We start from the raw sequence: 18604 nt of genomic DNA on the forward strand, positions 1-18604 counted from the left end.
TACATAACATATTTTTATCAAAGTTAATTGATTGTTGTCTTTATGAGCACCAATCTTTACCTCGGAATGTTATTGTTTCTTTGCTAATAGTCACATTGAAGGATGGCTTTGTAGAATTGTGGAGAGAAGGGAAAGAGAATTTTTAAACTAAATTGCATCTGATATAAGTATTTTTCCCTTCTTATATTCAACGAACAGCTCAGTAACCCAACATCAAACAACATGGGATTCAATAACTAAGTTTATCCCGTGTTGGTATATGCAAGTTATTTTTATTAACCCAGCAGCAAGACGAGACGATGAAACGGCATTATATCTGGCCGTTATTGAACACTAGCCTGCTCTAAGTAATACGTTCCACTGCTGCAGAATAATCATTTCATTAGAGATAATTAATTGCTCCAATGAATAACCATCCCAATGAGTTATTAACTATTTGTTACTTTAAACATTACCTTTACAATTCCATGTTAAGACGGCAGCAAATTGTATTAATAATGCACACCAAACTTTATGGACTGCCTTAATAACCAGCCCCTCTTACAAAAAAGCAAATCAGATCTTGATCACAAATATATCAATACATTAAATCAATATAATTTTAAAAATTAAAATCAATAGCAACGATATATGTAAACAATTGAAATAACTGCCATATTTAAAGCAACCACATAAACAATTATTTTTCGAAAGATATTTTGAAAATAGATCAATTGAAACCTGATGACAGGAAAAAGACACTCCAGTGCTATTAATCGTGAGCCACAGAAAACGGCCATAAATACGACGTGTGTAACTTATTTTACTCTCTGTCTTACAAAGGATTACCCATGAAGAAAGCAACACTTGTGCTTGGCGTTATTGGTGCCGACTGCCATGCAGTTGGCAATAAAGTTCTGGATCGCGTTTTTACTTCCCATGACTTCAGAGTCATTAACCTGGGCGTAATGGTCAGCCAGGATGAATATATTGATGCCGCCATTGAAACTGGCGCTGACGCGATAGTGGTTTCCTCTATCTACGGACATGGCGATATCGACTGTCTGGGCATGCGTGAACGTTGCATCGAACGTGGGCTGGGCGACATTCTGCTCTATGTAGGCGGTAATCTGGTAGTGGGTAAACATGACTTCGCTAACGTGGAAATCAAATTCAAAGAGATGGGTTTTGACCGCGTCTTCGCCCCCAGCCATGACTTAGAAGATGTCTGCCAGCTGATGGCCCACGATATCAACCAGCTTCATGGTGTTGAAACACGTATTTTCGAAGAGGCCATCTGATGCAAATCGTCTCTGTCGATATTGGATCGACGTGGACCAAAGCTGCCCTCTTTACCCGGGAGGGGGACGCGTTAACGCTGGTTAACCACGTTCTGACTCCAACCACCACCCATCATCTGGCCGATGGTTTTTTCTCAAGTCTGAACCAGGTGTTAAATGTAGATAACGCCCTCCCCCTGTTAAAAAGCGGCGAAGTTACATTGAAGTACTCCTCTTCAGCCAAAGGTGGACTGGCGGTTGCCGCAATGGGATTAGTGCCATCTATTACCCTGGAATCCGCGAAAGTAACCGCTCACTCTGCTGGCGCTAAAATTGCGCAACATTACTCCTACAAGCTGAACCGCCGTGATATTCAGGCGCTGGAAGAGTCACCACCCGATATCCTCTTGTTCACGGGCGGCACCGACGGCGGAGAAGAGAGTTACGGGCTAAATAACGCCCGTGTGCTGGCGGAATCACAACTCGATTGCGCCATTATTTATGCCGGAAACCGGGACATTCAGGACAATATACAGGACATCCTCGGGCATAAAGATCTGACCATCGTCGATAACGTCCTGCCTGACCTTGAAAATCCCTCTCCTTGCGCCGCGCGTCAGGCCATCTGCGACATTTTCCTCAAACGCATTGTTAAAGGAAAAGGGCTGGATGTCATTGTTGATGAAACGGGCGAAGAGCCGATGCCGACGCCGTGGACGGTTTTTGAACTGGTTAAGGCAATCAGTAATGTCGATAGCAGTTGGAAAGAGTTCATGCTGATCGACATGGGAGGCGCAACCACCGATATGTATTCTGCCTGTGCCAATAATCTCTCACCCGACACCGTTTTACACGGCGTACCGGAACCGTTCGTAAAACGGACTGTTGAAGGCGATCTGGGAATGCGCGTCTCAGCGATGGTGGTTGGTGAAAGCGCAAAAGACTTAGTCAATGTGATCTTTTCTCAGCACCCCACACAGCAGGACGCATTTTATCATTATCTCCGTCATTTAGTTGCACATCCCGATCATTTACCCACTAACGCAGAAGAAAAATATTTCGATTCTGTGCTGGCCGGGCTGTGCGTAGGTTACGCCACTGAACGTCATGCCGGCACCAAAAAAGAGGTCTGCACCTGCGTCGGCAATGTCGATTTACAGATGGGGCGCGACCTGACCACCGTGCGCAAAGTCGTTGGTTCAGGTGGATGGTTATCGCGCGCCAGCCAGTTTGATATTCATCGTTGGTTGAAATACCGCGAGTTAAACGACGACGGCAAACGCATTCTCTTACCGACCGAATTTGAATATTACCGCGATTCAAAGGGGCTATTTCCACTGCTGGCAAACGTCGCCAGAGTAGATCCGCAGGCCGCCGCGCGTACCAGTATTCAATGCTTAACCCTATAACAATTAAGGCAGCAATCAATGGAACTTCGAAATAAGAAATTAACCCATGACGAATTCATGACCGAGCGGCAACAGGTACTGAAAACCTGGGAAACCGGCAAGGACGTTGAAAACTTCGAAGATGGCGTTAAATATCAACAAACCATTCCTGATCATAAACGCTTCTCCCTTGCCCTACTGAAAGCAGACCTGGAAGGTAAAACGCTTAGCCAACCGCGGGCTGGCGTGGCGTTGATGGACGAACACATCGAACTACTGAAAACACTGCAAGATGAGTGCGATCTGCTGCCGAGCACCATCGATGCCTATACCCGTCTGAATCGTTACGAAGAAGCCGCGGTAGGGATTAAAAAATCCATCGAAGCCGGAACCTCTAAACTGAACGGTTTACCGGTGGTTAACCACGGCGTCGCAGCATGCCGTCGTCTGACTGAAACCCTGCAAAAACCGCTACAGATCCGCCACGGCACACCAGATGCGCGACTGCTGGCTGAAATCTCAATGGCCAGCGGCTTCACCAGCTATGAAGGCGGTGGTATTTCCTACAATATTCCGTATGCCAAACGCGTAACGCTGGAAAAATCGATCCGCGACTGGCAGTACTGCGACCGTTTAATGGGGCTGTTTGAAGAGCACGGCATTCGCATCAACCGCGAACCGTTTGGCCCGCTTACAGGTACCTTGATTCCACCGTTTATCTCGCACTCTATTGCGATAATCGAAGGCTTGCTGGCGCTGGAACAGGGCGTGAAATCTATCACCGTCGGTTATGGTCAGGTTGGAAGCCTGACGCAAGATATTGCGGCGATCCAGTCTCTGCGTGAACTCGCTCACGAATACTTCCAGAACCATGGCTATGCAGATTACGAATTAAGTACGGTGTTCCACCAGTGGATGGGCGGTTTCCCGGAAGATGAGTCAAAAGCGTTCGCGATTATCTCCTGGGGCGCGGCGGTTGCCGGAATGTCGGGCGCAACCAAAGTGATCACCAAGAGCCCGCATGAAGCCTGGGGCATCCCTACCGCTGCCGCCAACGTGCAGGGACTGAAAGCCTCCCGCCAAATGCTCAATATGGTTAGCGATCAGAAATTCCCGCCGTGTCCTGCGGTGGAACTGGAAGTCGAGTTGATTAAGAGTGAAGTGCGCGCCGTGCTGAATAAAGTGTTCGAACTGGGGAATGGGGATATCGCGCGCGGTACGGTGCTGGCATTTGAAGCGGGCGTACTGGATGTGCCGTTTGCGCCAGCCGCCTGCAACGCGGGCAAAATTCTTCCGGTCCGCGACAACACCGGCGCGATACGTGTGCTGGAAGCCGGCGCCGTTCCATTGCCAAAAGACATTCTCGACCTTCACCACGATTACGTTGCCGAACGCGCGCGCTTTGAAGGACGTCAACCGACATTCCAGATGGTTGTAGATGACATCAATGCTGTATCCCACAGTAAATTAATAGGAAGACCATAATGAAAATAAAACAGGCCCTGTTCACCGCTGGCTACTCCTCATTCTATTTCGATGACCAGCAGGCGATAAAAAACGGAGCGGGCCACGACGGATTTTTTTATACCGGGGAGCCGGTTACGTCTGGTTTTAGCGCAGTACGTCAGGCTGGGGAGTGCGTTTCAGTTCAGTTGATTCTGGAAAATGGCGCGGTCGCGGTTGGTGATTGTGCTGCGGTACAGTACTCCGGGGCTGGCGGTCGCGATCCGCTGTTTCTCGCAGAGCATTTTGTTCCGTTCCTTAATGACCATATCAAACCGTTACTGGAAGGCCGCGATGTGGATGCGTTTGTGCCGAACGCCCGTTTTTTCGACAAGCTGCGTATTGACGGCAACTTGCTGCATACCGCCGTGCGCTATGGATTATCACAGGCACTGCTTGATGCTACCGCGCTGGCAACGGGCCGTCTGAAAACTGAAGTAGTTTGCGATGAATGGCAGTTACCGCGCGTGGCGAAATCCATTCCTTTATTTGGTCAGAGCGGCGACGATCGGTATATCGCCGTCGATAAAATGATCCTCAAAGGGATCGACGTGCTGCCCCATGCACTGATTAATAACGTCGAAGAGAAGCTGGGCTTTCAGGGCGAAAAACTGCGCGAATATATCCGCTGGCTGTCGGATCGCATTCTGAGCAAGCGCACCAGCACTCGCTACCACCCTACCCTGCACATCGATGTATACGGCACCATTGGTCTGATCTTTGACATGGATCCCGTTCGCTGTGCGCAATATATCGCCAGCCTGGAAGAAGAAACACAAGGTCTGCCGCTGTACATTGAAGGTCCGGTCGATGCCGGTAACAAACCTGACCAAATTCGCCTGTTGACTGCCATCACCAAAGAGCTGACACGCCTCGGTTCCGGCGTGAAAATTGTCGCCGACGAATGGTGTAACACCTACCAGGATATCGTTGATTTCACTGATGCAGCCAGTTGCCACATGGTGCAAATCAAAACGCCTGATCTGGGCAGTATTCACAACATCGTCGATGCGGTTCTGTACTGCAACAGCCACGGAATGGAGGCCTATCAGGGAGGCACCTGTAACGAAACCGATGTCAGCGCCCGAACTTGTGTCCACGTAGCCCTTGCCGCGCGTCCCATGCGGATGTTGGTGAAACCGGGGATGGGATTTGACGAAGGCCTCGACATCGTGTTCAACGAAATGAATCGTACTATCGCGCTGATGCTGGCTAAGGACTAACTGATGGCTCGTTCTTTTAAAGTCTTATCACCTACTGCGATCCTCGGTTATGGCTTCCCTGAAGAGAGCTTCCGCAAAGCGATGGCGGAATCTCCCGACCTGATCGCCGTTGATGCCGGTTCTTCCGATCCTGGCCCGCACTATCTGGGGGCGGGTAAGCCCTTTACCGACCGCGCAGGAGTTAAACGCGACCTGCGCTATATGATCACCGCAGGCGTGCGAAATAATATTCCGGTGGTGATCGGGACGGCCGGTGGTTCTGGCGCTGCCCCGCATTTGGAGTGGTGTCGTCAAATTATTCACGAGATTGCGCAAGAGGAAAAACTTTCATTCTCGATGGCGCTGATCCCGACGGACGTTGACAAAGCCATTGTCCACCAGGCACTGGATAACGGCAAAATAACGGCGCTGGATTTTGTCCCGCCGTTAACGCACGACGCGATTGACGAAAGTACCTATATCGTCGCGCAAATGGGCATCGAACCCTTCCAACGGGCGCTGAAAGAAGGCGCACAGGTGGTGCTGGGCGGCCGGGCTTATGATCCGGCCTGCTTTGCCGCACTACCAATCATGCAAGGCTTTGACGAAGGGCTGGCGCTGCACTGTGGGAAAATCCTCGAATGCGCAGCAATTGCCGCTACGCCAGGTTCCGGCTCTGACTGTGCAATGGGCATCATCGACGATAATGGCTTCACGCTGAAGACGTTCAATCCGCAGCGTAAGTTCACCGAAACATCTGCAGCCGCACACACGCTGTATGAGAAATCGGACCCGTACTTCCTGCCGGGACCAGGCGGTGTTCTGAATCTGAAAAGCTGCACCTTCAAAGCAGTGAACGACGGTGAAGTTTATGTCAGCGGTTCTGAGCATGAAGAAACGCCATATGCCCTGAAGCTGGAAGGCGCGCGGCAGGTGGGCTTCCGCTGCCTGACCATCGCCGGCACTCGCGACCCAATCATGATCGCCGGGATCGACAAAATCATTGAAGAGGTCAAAGCCAGCGTAACACGCAACCTGTCGCTGACCGATGACAGCATTCGAATGACATTCCACCTGTACGGTAAAAATGGTGTCATGGGCGACCACGAGCCCATGGAAACTGCCGGACATGAACTGGGGATCGTCCTGGATGTGGTCGCGCCGACGCAAGAAATCGCCAACAGTGTTTGCTCACTGGTGCGCTCCACTATGTTGCACTATGGCTATGAAAATCGCATCGCCACGGCGGGTAACCTGGCGTTCCCGTTCTCCCCTTCTGATATCCAGAGTGGACCCGTATACGAGTTTTCTATCTATCACCTGATTGAAGCCAACGACGCACTGCGTTTTGATTTCCATATGGAACAGGTGACGCCAGAAGGAGTTCAGGCATGAAACAGTCTATTGTCTCACTGGCACAGGTTATCCGCTCGAAAAATGCCGGGCCGTACGAACTGGTGTTAGATATTTTATTTAAAACGAAAGAAAACTATGAGCGCGTTAAATCATCCGGGCAATTAACCCCAGAACTGGTAGCTCGCTTATATCATGTTGAACCTGACTTTATTCATCGTATTGTCTGGTTTGATCCTTCTAATGCCGTAAAAATCGTCATGCCACGAGATATTATCTCGGGAAATGTGGGCGATAATGATGTTTATGGTGCGCAGCAGCACGCACCTTTATTAAGCATTCATTTTGACATCTAATAATTAATACTGTTTAGATTATCAATCCCATAAATGTACCTGCACAGATTTTTATCTCAGGTGCATTTATCTAAACATATCAATAAAATAGATTACGAAGCGCACCAGCATTATCACAACTGGAATAACTGGTGGTCTATGCCCTCTAAAAACCATATAACAATCACACGTAATTAAACAAAAAATACTTAAGTCAATACCGAATCTCTGCTGGAAAAACGACCTGCCTAATTATTCGGTAAAAATAACCACAATGTGAGAACACATCATGTCCAAACCATTTATCTGGCAAGAACCGTTTTTACAATATAAAGACGCAACGGAATATAAATTAATCAGCGAACAATATATTACAGTAACGGAAATAGACGGCGAAGAGGTGATAAAAGTCGCCCCAGAAGCATTAACGTTGCTTGCCCGGGAGGCATTTTATGAGGCCTCTTTTTTCTTACGTCCCGCTCACCTGCAACAAGTCGCCAGCATTCTGAACGATCCGCAGGCCAGCAGTAATGACAGATATGTGGCCTTGCAGCTACTGCGCAATGCCGAAGTCTCAGCAAAAGGAATATTACCCAACTGCCAGGACACTGGCACCGCCACCATTGTCGCCAGTAAAGGGCAACACATCTGGACCGGAGGCAATGACGCCGAAGCCTTAAGCAAAGGTATTTACACCACTTTCCAGGAAAATAATCTGCGCTTTTCACAAAATGCGCCGCTGGATATGTATACCGAAGTCAATACACAGACCAATCTTCCGGCGCAGATTGATATCAGCGCCGTCCCCGGCGACGAGTACCATTTTCTGTGTGTCAATAAAGGGGGTGGCTCCGCCAATAAAGCCGCGCTTTACCAGGAAACTAAATCTCTCCTGCAACCAGAAAAACTGACTGCGTTTTTAATCGAGAAAATGAAATCGTTGGGCACCGCTGCTTGTCCGCCCTACCACATCGCCTTTGTCGTCGGGGGACTTTCTGCCGATCAGGCGTTAAAAGTCGCCAAACTAGCGTCGACAAAATACTACGATAATCTGCCCACCAGCGGAAACGAGCAGGGACAAGCCTTCCGCGATGTTGAGCTGGAAAAAACCTTGCTCGACGCCAGCCAACAATTTGGTATTGGTGCTCAGTTTGGTGGCAAATATTTCGCTCATGATATTCGTGTTATTCGTCTACCGCGCCACGGCGGCTCCTGCCCAATTGCTATGGCGCTCTCCTGTTCCGCCGATCGTAATATTAAAGCCAAAATTAACAAGCACGGCATCTGGCTGGAAAAACTCGAACATAATCCGGGGCAATATATTCCAGCCTCAATGCGGGAAGACAATCACACGCATAACGTACAGATTGATCTAAATCGTCCATTGCGTGAGGTAATGCAGGATCTCGCCACATTACCGATCGGCACCCGTGTGTCGTTAAGCGGCCCCATCGTAGTGGCGCGTGATATCGCCCACGCCAAAATAAAAGAACGACTGGATAACGGCGAACCGTTACCAGATTACCTGAAGCATCACATCGTCTATTACGCAGGCCCCGCGAAAACACCGGAAAATATGGCCTGTGGTTCTCTTGGGCCAACCACGGGCGGTCGAATGGACGGTTATGTCGACGCCTTCCAGGCGGCTGGCGGCAGTCTGGTGATGTTATCGAAGGGCAACCGCAGCCAGCAGGTTACCGATGCCTGTCACAAACATGGCGGCTTTAATCTGGGAAGTATCGGTGGTGCGGCAGCATTACTGGCACAAGAATATGTCAAAAGCCTGCATTGCCTGGAATATCCAGAGTTAGGCATGGAAGCAGTATGGATGATGGAGGTTGAAAACTTGCCCGCGTTCATTCTGGTGGATGATAAAGGCAACAATTTCTTTAGCCAGTTTGAGCAGCAACACCACTGCGCCGATTGCCCCGCCGGGCATTAAGGAAAGTGAATGGAAGCGGATGCTGGCTGATGAGCGTTACGATTTAGTGGTGCTCGATGAGCTGACCTACATGCTGGCTTACCATTATCTGGATACCGAAGAAGTGATCGCTTCGCTACAAAATCGCCCGGCACAGCAAAATGTCATTGTCACCGGACGCGGTTGCCATAGTGGGATAGTAAAAATGGCGGATACGGTAAGCGAAATCCACCCCGTCAAGCATGCTTTTGATAACGGTATTCAGGCACAGCCTGGTATCGACTGGTAATGACTGCGCCTGGCATCTCGCCAGGCGCAGGTTTTACATCTCCTCCGGTACGACCGATTTTGCCAGCAACCACTCACGAAAAAGTTGTAAGTGCGGATAATCAGCCTTCTCTTCCCGCCATGTCATAATAAAGCGATTGCCGGTACGAATAGGCACATCACACGGAATCACCATGTCACCGCTATCTAAATCGTGTTGAATTGCAAACCGAGGAAGGAGCGCCACACCGAGATTAGATCGCACGGCGGCAATCAGCATTGAAAGTAAATCAAAACGTGGCCCGTTATTTACCAATGGACTACTAACACCAGACAATGCAAACCACTCTTCCCAGCCAGTAATACGGGTGCTTTGATGCAGCAGTGGTAGTTCACTTAATAGCTCTGCAACAGACATTTTTTGGTCAGGAAGTGAAAGTAAACTGCCACTACATACCGGCAGAATCTCTTCCTCAAAGAGATATTCTACCTCCGACCAGGGCACGCAAAAATTTTCGCGCATAATGACGGCATCGTATTCCCGATTAAGAAAATCTCCGTTATTAGCTAATGAGTGAATATTGACAATAATATCGGGATACAATTTATTGAACTCACGTAAATTGGGGATCAACCAGTGCGTGCTGAAAGTAGGATTGACAGCAAGCTCAATAACCTGAACCGTAGGCTGCCAGGTCATGATTGTATTTGTGTCACGTTCAAGCTTATTCAATGTTTCTTTAACAATTCCCAGATAATGCTTTCCGGCATCATTAAGAAATATTCTTTTTTTAGAATGAGCAAATAATGATATATGTAAAAAATCTTCCAGTGCGCTAACTTGCCTGAATACTGCGCTTTGAGTTAAAGCTAACTCCTCTGCCGCTCTGGTATAACTTTCATGGCGTGCGACTACCTCAAAAGTTACCAACAGTTCCGTTTTGGGTAGTTTTCCTCTCATAATGCCGTCCCTTAAAAATAGTTTAAACCATCAAAAAAAACCTTACTTATTGCTAAATAATGGCAACCAAAGCAGCAATAACTATTTTATAAAAATCATGATCAATATTTATAACCCAGCAAGCCCGACGTGACAATTATCTCAATCAGATAATAATAATCCGAAAAGCAAAGCGCCCTTCGGATTATTATGATTCAAGTTAAGTGAAGATTATTAAATTGATAGCAATTATCATATCTATGGATACTATGATAAACAATCTACAAAGATTTTATTTTTGATTTATAGCATATCCTTCTAAGAATTTTTGCGAAGCTGCAATACCTAGGGTAAAGACCCGATCCTGGTCGACAAACGGAATATGCAGCGAACCGAAGCCGTGACCTTTATTACCGGGTGCCGACAGGAAGCGCGTTAAACCGGTAAAGTGCTCATCCTCCAGGTGCAGCGAGCGACGCATACTGTTATGCGAAACATGTACCAACGCCACGGTCAGACGCTAAGTGACAAGCGCAACAGGTAACGATTCGAAGTTCGCCGTCGGGAAGATCCCGCCGCTGATTGCGCCATCTTTAACAAAATATTGCGCGACCTGAATGGAGTCCTGATACGCCTTGTCAGCATTCAGCACGGTTGCTGGGTTGTCATCGGAACTGTTGATTTGTACGGTTATGACCTCTTCAGCATCATGCAGAGCGTGTACTGATTCAGCAATGGTATACGCCGTCGTTCTTATTCGTGGCTTGCGGTCGGTTGCGGCAATCCGCAGTGGCTGTGGTCATGCAGTCACGGAGCGGGACGCAGCCTGCGGTCAGATTTCGACCATGGTTAACGTTTAAGGCAAAAAAAAGGCCATCATACGATGGCCAACCATGTCGAAACCGACAGCCCTTCGCCATTCCTGTAGAGGGAAGCGGCGAGGGCTATTTCTTATTACAAATATTTATTTCAGAACAGTTTTCAGTGCTTCACCGATATCCGCCAGGCTACGAACGGTTTTCACGCCTGCGGCTTCCAGGGCAGCGAATTTCTCATCCGCAGTCCCTTTACCACCAGCGATGATGGCACCTGCGTGCCCCATACGTTTGCCTTTCGGCGCAGTCACACCAGCGATGTAACCCACAACTGGCTTGGTAACATGCTCTTTGATGTACGCAGCAGCTTCTTCTTCAGCGCTACCGCCGATCTCACCGATCATCACGATCGCTTCGGTCTGCGGATCTTTTTCGAACATTTCGAGAATGTCGATAAAGTTAGAGCCAGGGATCGGATCACCACCGATACCAACACAGGTCGACTGACCGAAACCGTAATCCGTGGTCTGTTTAACCGCTTCGTAGGTCAGCGTACCGGAACGGGAAACGATACCCACTTTACCTGGTTTGTGAATGTGACCCGGCTGGATACCGATTTTGCATTCACCCGGAGTGATAACGCCTGGGCAGTTCGGGCCGATCATACGAACGCCTGCTTCATCGAGCTTCACTTTCACGGTCAGCATATCCAGCGTCGGGATGCCTTCAGTGATGGTGATAATCAGTTTGATGCCTGCATCAATAGCTTCCAGAATGGAGTCTTTGCAGAACGGTGCTGGTACGTAGATAACAGAAGCGGTAGCGCCAGTAGCAGCAACGGCTTCACGCACGGTGTTGAACACCGGCAGGCCGAGGTGGGTAGTACCGCCTTTACCTGGAGTTACGCCACCAACCATTTTGGTGCCATATGCAATGGCCTGTTCAGAGTGGAAAGTCCCCTGGCTACCGGTAAAGCCCTGGCAGATAACCTTGGTGTTTTTATCAATTAAAATGGACATTATTTCCCCTCCACTGCGGCAACAACCTGCTGAGCTGCATCCGTCAGACCTTTTGCTGCAATAATATTCAGGCCGCTGTCAGCCAGTTTCTTCGCGCCGAGTTCGGCGTTGTTACCTTCCAGACGTACCACGACCGGTACGTTAACACCCACTTCCGCTACCGCGCCGATGATACCGTCAGCGATCAGGTCGCAACGAACGATACCGCCGAAGATGTTAACCAGAACGGCTTTCACTTTGTCGTCAGAGAGGATGATTTTGAACGCTTCGGTTACACGTTCTTTGGTTGCGCCGCCGCCAACGTCCAGGAAGTTAGCTGGTTCGCCGCCGTGCAGTTTAACGATGTCCATCGTACCCATCGCCAGACCTGCGCCGTTAACCATACAACCGATGTTACCGTCCAGCGCAACGTAGTTCAGTTCCCACTGTGCAGCCTGTGCTTCACGCGGATCTTCCTGCGACTGGTCGCGCATTTCGCGCAGATCAGGCTGGCGGAACAGTGCGTTGCCATCAGCACCCAGTTTGCCGTCGAGACAGACCAGATCGCCCTGTTTAGTGATGACCAGCGGGTTGATTTCGATCAGCGCCAGGTCGCGCTCCAGGAAAATGGTCGCCAGGCCCATGAAGATTTTGGTGAACTGCTGAACCAGTTTACCTTCCAGACCCAGTTTGAACGCCAGCTCGCGTCCCTGATACGGCATCGGGCCAGTCAGCGGATCAAGCGCAACTTTGTGGATCAGGTGCGGAGTTTCTTCCGCCACTTTTTCGATTTCCACGCCGCCTTCGGTGGAGGCCATAAAGACCACGCGACGTGAACTACGGTCTACAACGGCACCGAGATACAGCTCTTTAGCGATATCGGTCGCCGCTTCAACCAGAATCTGGTTAACCGGTTGGCCATTGGCATCTGTTTGATACGTTACCAGACGCTTGCCCAGCCAGTTTTCTGCAAAAGCACGGATGTCTTCTTTGCTATTTACAACTTTCACACCGCCCGCTTTACCGCGGCCACCAGCGTGAACCTGACATTTTACTACCCACGGACCGGCACCGATTTTTGAAGCGGCTTCTTCTGCTTCGCGCGGAGTAGTACAGGCATAACCCACCGGTGCTGGTAAGCCATAGCGGGCAAACAGTTGTTTTGCCTGATATTCATGTAAGTTCATGTGTTCTGTCCATCCTTCAGTAATCGTTATCTTTTAAACCGTAGACCGAATATTTCGTATCGCTCCCGGGTATTGTCGGTCACCCGTAGGCCTGATAAGACGCGTAAGCATCGCATCTGGCATCGCTTGTCGGATGCGGCGCGAGCGCCTTATCCGACCTACATCGGTGCTTCCCGTAGGCCTGATAAGACGCGTTAAGCGTCGCATCAGGCTTCGCGTGCCGGATGCGGCGCGAGCGCCTTATCCGACCTACATCGGTGCTTCCCGTAGGCCTGATAAGACGCGTTAAGCGTCGCATCAGGCTTCAATTGCCGGAGAAGGCGATAATGTCTTATCCGGTCTACAGTGCAGGTGAAACTTAAACTACTACACGTCCAGCAGCAGACGCGTCGGATCTTCCAGCAACTCTTTGATCGTTACCAGGAAGCCCACGGATTCGCGACCATCGATCAGACGGTGATCGTAGGACAGCGCCAGGTACATCATCGGCAGGATCTCAACCTGACCATTCACAGCCATCGGACGATCTTTGATAGCGTGCATACCCAGAATTGCGCTCTGCGGCGGGTTGATGATCGGCGTAGACATCAGAGAACCGAACACACCACCGTTGGTGATGGTGAAGTTACCACCGGTCAGATCTTCAACCGTCAGCTTGCCGTCACGGCCTTTAACAGCCAGCTCTTTGATTTTCTTCTCGATGTCTGCCATGCCGAGGGTATCGACATCACGCAGAACCGGCGTCACCAGGCCGCGCGGCGTAGAAACCGCCATGCTGACGTCGAAATAGTTGTGGTAAACCACGTCATCGCCGTCGATAGAAGCATTCACTTCCGGGTAACGTTTCAGGGCTTCAACCACCGCTTTCACGTAGAAGGACATAAAGCCCAGACGGATGCCGTGGCGTTTTTCAAACGCTTCACCGTACTGCTTACGCAGATCCATAATCGGCTTCATGTTGACTTCGTTGAACGTGGTCAGCATGGCGGTGGAGTTTTTCGCTTCCAGCAGACGCTCTGCCACACGCTTACGCAGGCGAGTCATCGGGACACGTTTTTCGCTACGTGCAGCCAGAGCCGGTTGCGCCGCCGAAGCAGCCGCTGCCGGAGCAGACTCTTTCGCCGGAGCTTTCGCCAGATGTTTTTCCACATCTTCACGGGTCAGACGACCACCCACACCGGTGCCTTTAATGGCGCTGGCGTCGAGGTTGTGTTCAGCCAGCAGGCGACGGATCGCCGGGCTTAACGCATCGTTGTTTTGCTCTTCCAGAGACGCCTGCTGGCGTTGCGCCGGAGTGGACGCTTTCTCTTCAGATTTGGCGCTGGTTTCTTTACCGGCGCTGTTGCCTTCACGCAGGCGACCAAGGATCTGACGAGACGTTACCGTTGTACCTTCATCTTCCAGAACCGCATCCAGAATGCCGTCTGCTGATGCCGGTACTTCCAGTACCACTTTGTCAGTTTCGATTTCTACCAGCACTTCATCACGTACGACTGCGTCGCCGGGTTTTTTATGCCAGGTTGCGACGGTGGCATCGGCTACGGATTCAGGCAGGTCAGGGACCAGAATATCTACGCTACTCATTGTGTATCCTTTATTTATTCGACGTTCAGCGCGTCATTAACCAGATCTTGTTGCTGTTTCTGGTGAACGGACATATACCCTACCGCCGGAGAGGCGGAGGCCGGGCGGCCTGCATAACGCAGAGAAGCCCCAAACGGAATCACTTCACGGAAATGATGCTGGCTGCAGTACCATGCGCCCTGGTTGAGCGGCTCTTCCTGGCACCAGACAAAATCCTTGACGTGAGCAAACTGCTGCAACACTTCCTGCATCGCTTTATGCGGGAACGGGTAGAGTTGCTCGATACGCACAATGGCGACATCGTGTTGATTGTTCTTACGACGTTGTTCCAGCAGGTCGTAATAAACCTTACCAGAACACATCACTACGCGCTTCACGCCCTTCGGATCAAGCTCGTCGATTTCACCGATGGCTGGCAGGAAGGTGCCGTTCGCCAGTTCTTCGAGGCTGGAAACCGCCAGCGGATGACGCAGCAGGGATTTCGGCGACATCACGACCAGCGGACGACGCATCCCGCGCAGCGCCTGACGACGCAGCATGTGGTAAACCTGTGCCGGGGTAGACGGTACGCACACCTGCATGTTTTGCTCAGCGCAAAGTTGCAGATAACGTTCCAGACGCGCGGAGGAGTGCTCCGGCCCCTGCCCTTCGTAACCGTGCGGCAGCAACATCACCAGACCACACATCCGGCCCCATTTCTGCTCGCCAGAGGAGATGAACTGGTCGATAACCACCTGAGCACCGTTGGCGAAGTCACCGAACTGCGCTTCCCAGATAGTCAGAGTGCGTGGTTCTGCGGTGGCATAACCGTATTCAAACGCCAGCACGGCTTCTTCAGACAGTACGGAGTCCCAGACACGGAACGCGCCCTGGCCGTTATGGATGTGTTGCAGCGGCGTGTAAGTGGAACCGTTAGACTGGTTGTGGATCACCGCGTGGCGGTGGAAGAATGTACCGCGACCGGAGTCTTCACCCGACAGGCGAACCGGAATGCCTTCGTCAACCAGCGTGGCGTAAGCGAGGTTTTCCGCGCCGCCCCAGTCGAACAGTTTCTCACCGGCAGCCATCGCCTGGCGATCGCCATAAATCTTGGCAACGCGAGACTGCATTTCAACCGCTTCCGGCACCGTACTGATGCGTTTAGCCAGTTCCTGCAGGCGCTTCATCTCAACTTTGTTCGGGTACTCTTCGTCCCATTCGTGGTTGAGATACGGCGACCAGGTGAAAGAGTGCATGTTCATCGGACGCCACTCTGCCACTACGCAATCGCCAGCATCCAGCGCATCGCGGTACAGGTTAACCATCTCGGTGGCATCTTCCAGCGTCGCCACTTTTTCCTGCTCCAGCTTGTCAGCATAGATTTTGCGCGGCGTCGGATGTTTTTTGATTTTCTGATACATCAGCGGCTGGGTTGCGCTCGGCTCGTCGGCTTCGTTGTGGCCGTGACGGCGGTAGCACACCAGGTCGATGAAGACATCACGTTTAAAGGTGTTACGGAAATCGAGCGCCAGACGGGTCACAAAGGCAACGGCTTCCGGATCATCCGCGTTAACGTGGAAAATCGGTGCCTGAACCATCTTACCGATATCAGTACAGTACGGTGTAGAACGGGCATCCAGCGGATTAGAGGTGGTGAAACCAACCTGGTTGTTGATAACGATACGTACCGTACCGCCAACTTCATAACCACGCGCTTTCGACATGTTCAGGGTTTCCTGAACCACGCCCTGCCCGGTCACTGCGGCGTCACCGTGGATGGTGATTGGCAGCACTTTGTTGCTGCTCGGCTCATCAAGTCTGTCCAGACGGGCACGAACAGAGCCGATAACTACCGGGCTTACAATCTCAAGGTGAGACGGGTTAAACGCCAGCGCCAGGTGCACCAGGCCGCCATCGGTCTGGAAGTCAGACGAGAAGCCCATGTGGTATTTCACGTCACCCGTGCCGAGGTGTTCTTTATGTTTACCGGCAAACTCGTCGAACAAGTCTTGCGGTTTTTTACCCAGCACGTTCACCAGCACGTTCAGACGACCACGGTGCGCCATCCCGAGAACCACTTCCCGGGTGCCGCTGTTGCCAGCGTGGCGGATCATCTCTTTAAGCATCGGGATTAACGCATCACCGCCTTCCAGCGAGAAGCGTTTTGCGCCAGGGAATTTTGCGCCGAGGTAACGTTCAAGACCTTCAGCGGCGGTCAGTTCGCTTAAGAAGCGTTTTTTCTCTTCGCTATTGAAAGTCGCGCGACCAGACTCGATACGCTGTTGGATCCAGCGTTTTTCTTCGGTGCTGGTAATGTGCATATACTCGGCACCAATCGGGCCGCAGTAGGTTTGCTTGAGGGCTTCCAGCAGCTCGCCGAGTTTCATGGTCTCTTTGCCGCTGGCAAATGAACCAACGTTGAAAGTCTCCTGGAAGTCTGCTTCGGTCAGATCGTGGAAAGACGGATCCAGATCGGCCACTTTATCTTGCTGCCACAGTCCCAGCGGATCGAGATTCGCATGCTGGTGACCACGGAAGCGGTATGCGTTAATGAGCTGCAGGACTTTAACCTGCTTCACATTGGTGTCAGGGTCGGAGATCGTTGAAGAGTAACGTGAAGCGTCTTTCGCCAGGCGGCGGAAATATTCACGCGTTTGAGAGTGGAATTGATCCGGTTTGACTCCCGTACCAGGTAACTGCTGGAACGTCGAACGCCAGTTAGCGTCAACCGAGTCAGGATCGGTTAAGAAGTCTTCATAGAGCTGTTCTATCCAGCTCTGGTTTGCGCCAGAGAGGTAAGAAGAGTCCAACCAGGCTTTCAAAGCGCTGTTCTGCATCGTGATCCCTTAAGCATCTTTTTTATGCTTACTTCGCCGTGGATACTACCACGCACATTTCACATCAGATGTGCGTGCCGGGGTTCACTTGCGAGCTCTTGTCTACGTAGTGGCTCGCGAAGGAACCTTTAAAAACTGTCTTAGTGTCAGGGGCAGTTTTTAAAGATTTCCTGCATTTCTTTGTTACGCCTGATGCGCTGCGCTTATCAGGCCTACGGGTAATGACTTGTAGGCCGGATAAGGCGTTCACGCCGCATCCGGCACTGGTTGCCTGATGTGACGCTTGCGCGTCTTATCAGGCCTACGGTTTACGCATTACGTTGCAACAACATCGACTTGATATGGCCGATGGCGCGCGTCGGGTTCAGCCCTTTCGGACATACACTGACGCAGTTCATGATGCTGTGACAGCGGAATACACTGAATGCATCGCTCAAACCGTCGAGGCGCTCGTCAGTCTCGGTATCACGGCTATCGATCAGAAAACGATACGCCGCTAACAAACCTGCCGGACCGATAAACTTATCGGGATTCCACCAGAAAGACGGACAAGAGGTTGAACAACATGCGCAGAGAATACATTCATACAGCCCGTCGAGTTTTTCGCGCTGCTCAGGCATCTGCAAATGCTCGCGAGCTGGCGGATTTTGCCCATTATTCAACAGGTAAGGCTTGATTTTCTCATATTGCGCATAGAATTGTCCCATGTCTACCACCAAATCGCGGACAACCGGTAAACCAGGTAACGGGCGAATTACAATTTTCTTACCCGGCTGGTTGAGTGCCGAAATTGGGGTAATACAGGCCAGACCATTCTTACCGTTCATGTTCAGACCATCGGAACCGCACACACCTTCACGACAGGAGCGACGGAACGACAGGCTGGGATCTTTCTCTTTCAGCTGGATAAGCGCATCCAGCAGCATCATGTCACGACCTTCTTCCGCTTCCAGGGTGTAATCCTGCATACGCGGAGCATCATCAACATCCGGGTTATAGCGATAAATTGAAAACTCGAGTCTCATTTTCCTGTCTC

15 protein-coding genes and 1 pseudogene are annotated in these 18604 nt (G+C 50.8%); 8 read left to right on the forward strand and 8 right to left on the reverse strand.

Features of this window, described 5'->3' with window-relative positions; all coding sequences use genetic code 11:
* Nucleotides 1-830 precede the first annotated feature (830 nt).
* The 8 genes and pseudogenes from glmS to D9742_RS06270 form a co-directional block, all read left to right on the forward strand.
* Entirely contained in the window at nt 831-1280 is a 450-nt protein-coding gene (gene glmS, locus D9742_RS06235; RefSeq protein ID WP_130236337.1) for a methylaspartate mutase subunit S, read from the forward strand.
* Nucleotides 1280-2668 (forward strand): methylaspartate mutase accessory protein GlmL, encoded by a 1389-nt coding sequence (gene glmL, locus D9742_RS06240; protein WP_130236338.1) that lies wholly within the window; start codon nt 1280-1282, stop codon nt 2666-2668. The genes glmS and glmL overlap by 1 nt, the downstream gene beginning before the upstream one ends.
* An 18-nt stretch (nt 2669-2686) precedes the next feature.
* Nucleotides 2687-4132, forward strand: coding sequence for a methylaspartate mutase subunit E (locus tag D9742_RS06245; protein ID WP_130236339.1), 1446 nt, complete (start codon nt 2687-2689; stop codon nt 4130-4132).
* A complete protein-coding gene (locus tag D9742_RS06250) occupies nt 4132-5373 on the forward strand; it encodes a methylaspartate ammonia-lyase (RefSeq protein ID WP_130236340.1) in 1242 nt (413 codons plus the stop codon). Before D9742_RS06245 ends, D9742_RS06250 begins: the two co-directional genes overlap by 1 nt.
* A gap of 3 nt (nt 5374-5376) precedes the next feature.
* The gene (locus D9742_RS06255) at nt 5377-6747 is read left to right on the forward strand and encodes an acyclic terpene utilization AtuA family protein (protein WP_130236341.1); all 1371 of its coding nucleotides are present in this window, start codon (nt 5377-5379) and stop codon (nt 6745-6747) included.
* Nucleotides 6744-7061, forward strand: coding sequence for a DUF4387 domain-containing protein (locus D9742_RS06260; RefSeq protein WP_130236342.1), 318 nt, complete (start codon nt 6744-6746; stop codon nt 7059-7061). Before D9742_RS06255 ends, D9742_RS06260 begins: the two co-directional genes overlap by 4 nt.
* 268 nt (nt 7062-7329) lie before the next feature.
* Nucleotides 7330-8982: a class I fumarate hydratase gene (locus D9742_RS06265; protein ID WP_130236343.1), complete on the forward strand. Its 1653-nt coding sequence runs from the start codon at nt 7330-7332 to the stop codon at nt 8980-8982.
* 4 nt (nt 8983-8986) lie between these two features.
* Nucleotides 8987-9250 (forward strand): annotated as a pseudogene (locus D9742_RS06270) (cob(I)yrinic acid a,c-diamide adenosyltransferase); the annotation flags it as partial.
* Nucleotides 9251-9283: 33 nt separating this feature from the next.
* Here the strand turns inward: D9742_RS06270 and D9742_RS06275 are convergent.
* The 8 genes from D9742_RS06275 to sdhB form a co-directional block, all read right to left on the reverse strand.
* A complete protein-coding gene (locus tag D9742_RS06275) occupies nt 9284-10189 on the reverse strand; it encodes a LysR substrate-binding domain-containing protein (RefSeq protein WP_130236344.1) in 906 nt (301 codons plus the stop codon).
* Between the two features lie 271 nt (nt 10190-10460).
* A complete protein-coding gene (locus D9742_RS06280) occupies nt 10461-10679 on the reverse strand; it encodes a hypothetical protein (protein WP_130236345.1) in 219 nt (72 codons plus the stop codon).
* Between the two features lie 9 nt (nt 10680-10688).
* Complete coding sequence (locus D9742_RS23225) at nt 10689-10820, reverse strand: hypothetical protein (protein WP_346477099.1); 132 nt, start codon at nt 10818-10820, stop codon at nt 10689-10691.
* A 312-nt stretch (nt 10821-11132) separates the two neighbouring features.
* The gene (sucD, locus tag D9742_RS06290; RefSeq protein ID WP_000025458.1) at nt 11133-12002 is read right to left on the reverse strand and encodes a succinate--CoA ligase subunit alpha; all 870 of its coding nucleotides are present in this window, start codon (nt 12000-12002) and stop codon (nt 11133-11135) included.
* The gene (gene sucC, locus D9742_RS06295; protein ID WP_001048608.1) at nt 12002-13168 is read right to left on the reverse strand and encodes an ADP-forming succinate--CoA ligase subunit beta; all 1167 of its coding nucleotides are present in this window, start codon (nt 13166-13168) and stop codon (nt 12002-12004) included. The genes sucD and sucC overlap by 1 nt, the downstream gene beginning before the upstream one ends.
* A gap of 366 nt (nt 13169-13534) precedes the next feature.
* Entirely contained in the window at nt 13535-14752 is a 1218-nt protein-coding gene (gene odhB / locus D9742_RS06300; protein WP_000099831.1) for a 2-oxoglutarate dehydrogenase complex dihydrolipoyllysine-residue succinyltransferase, read from the reverse strand.
* A gap of 14 nt (nt 14753-14766) precedes the next feature.
* A complete protein-coding gene (gene sucA / locus D9742_RS06305) occupies nt 14767-17568 on the reverse strand; it encodes a 2-oxoglutarate dehydrogenase E1 component (RefSeq protein WP_001181473.1) in 2802 nt (933 codons plus the stop codon).
* A gap of 308 nt (nt 17569-17876) precedes the next feature.
* A complete protein-coding gene (gene sdhB / locus D9742_RS06310; protein ID WP_130236346.1) occupies nt 17877-18593 on the reverse strand; it encodes a succinate dehydrogenase iron-sulfur subunit SdhB in 717 nt (238 codons plus the stop codon).
* Nucleotides 18594-18604 lie beyond the last annotated feature (11 nt).

Origin of the sequence: Escherichia sp. E1V33 (genome assembly GCF_004211955.1) — a bacterium.
GTDB lineage: Bacteria > Pseudomonadota > Gammaproteobacteria > Enterobacterales > Enterobacteriaceae > Escherichia.

Bases quoted from the DNA above. Each gene is read 5' to 3' on its own strand.
- glmS (WP_130236337.1), top strand. From the start codon at position 831: ATGAAGAAAGCAACACTTGTGCTTGGCGTTATTGGTGCCGACTGCCAT.
- glmL (WP_130236338.1), top strand. From the start codon at position 1,280: ATGCAAATCGTCTCTGTCGATATTGGATCGACGTGGACCAAAGCTGCC.
- D9742_RS06245 (WP_130236339.1), top strand. From the start codon at position 2,687: ATGGAACTTCGAAATAAGAAATTAACCCATGACGAATTCATGACCGAG.
- D9742_RS06250 (WP_130236340.1), top strand. From the start codon at position 4,132: ATGAAAATAAAACAGGCCCTGTTCACCGCTGGCTACTCCTCATTCTAT.
- D9742_RS06255 (WP_130236341.1), top strand. From the start codon at position 5,377: ATGGCTCGTTCTTTTAAAGTCTTATCACCTACTGCGATCCTCGGTTAT.
- D9742_RS06260 (WP_130236342.1), top strand. From the start codon at position 6,744: ATGAAACAGTCTATTGTCTCACTGGCACAGGTTATCCGCTCGAAAAAT.
- D9742_RS06265 (WP_130236343.1), top strand. From the start codon at position 7,330: ATGTCCAAACCATTTATCTGGCAAGAACCGTTTTTACAATATAAAGAC.
- D9742_RS06275 (WP_130236344.1), bottom strand. From the start codon at position 10,189: ATGAGAGGAAAACTACCCAAAACGGAACTGTTGGTAACTTTTGAGGTA.
- sucD (WP_000025458.1), bottom strand. From the start codon at position 12,002: ATGTCCATTTTAATTGATAAAAACACCAAGGTTATCTGCCAGGGCTTT.
- sucC (WP_001048608.1), bottom strand. From the start codon at position 13,168: ATGAACTTACATGAATATCAGGCAAAACAACTGTTTGCCCGCTATGGC.
- odhB (WP_000099831.1), bottom strand. From the start codon at position 14,752: ATGAGTAGCGTAGATATTCTGGTCCCTGACCTGCCTGAATCCGTAGCC.
- sucA (WP_001181473.1), bottom strand. From the start codon at position 17,568: ATGCAGAACAGCGCTTTGAAAGCCTGGTTGGACTCTTCTTACCTCTCT.
- sdhB (WP_130236346.1), bottom strand. From the start codon at position 18,593: ATGAGACTCGAGTTTTCAATTTATCGCTATAACCCGGATGTTGATGAT.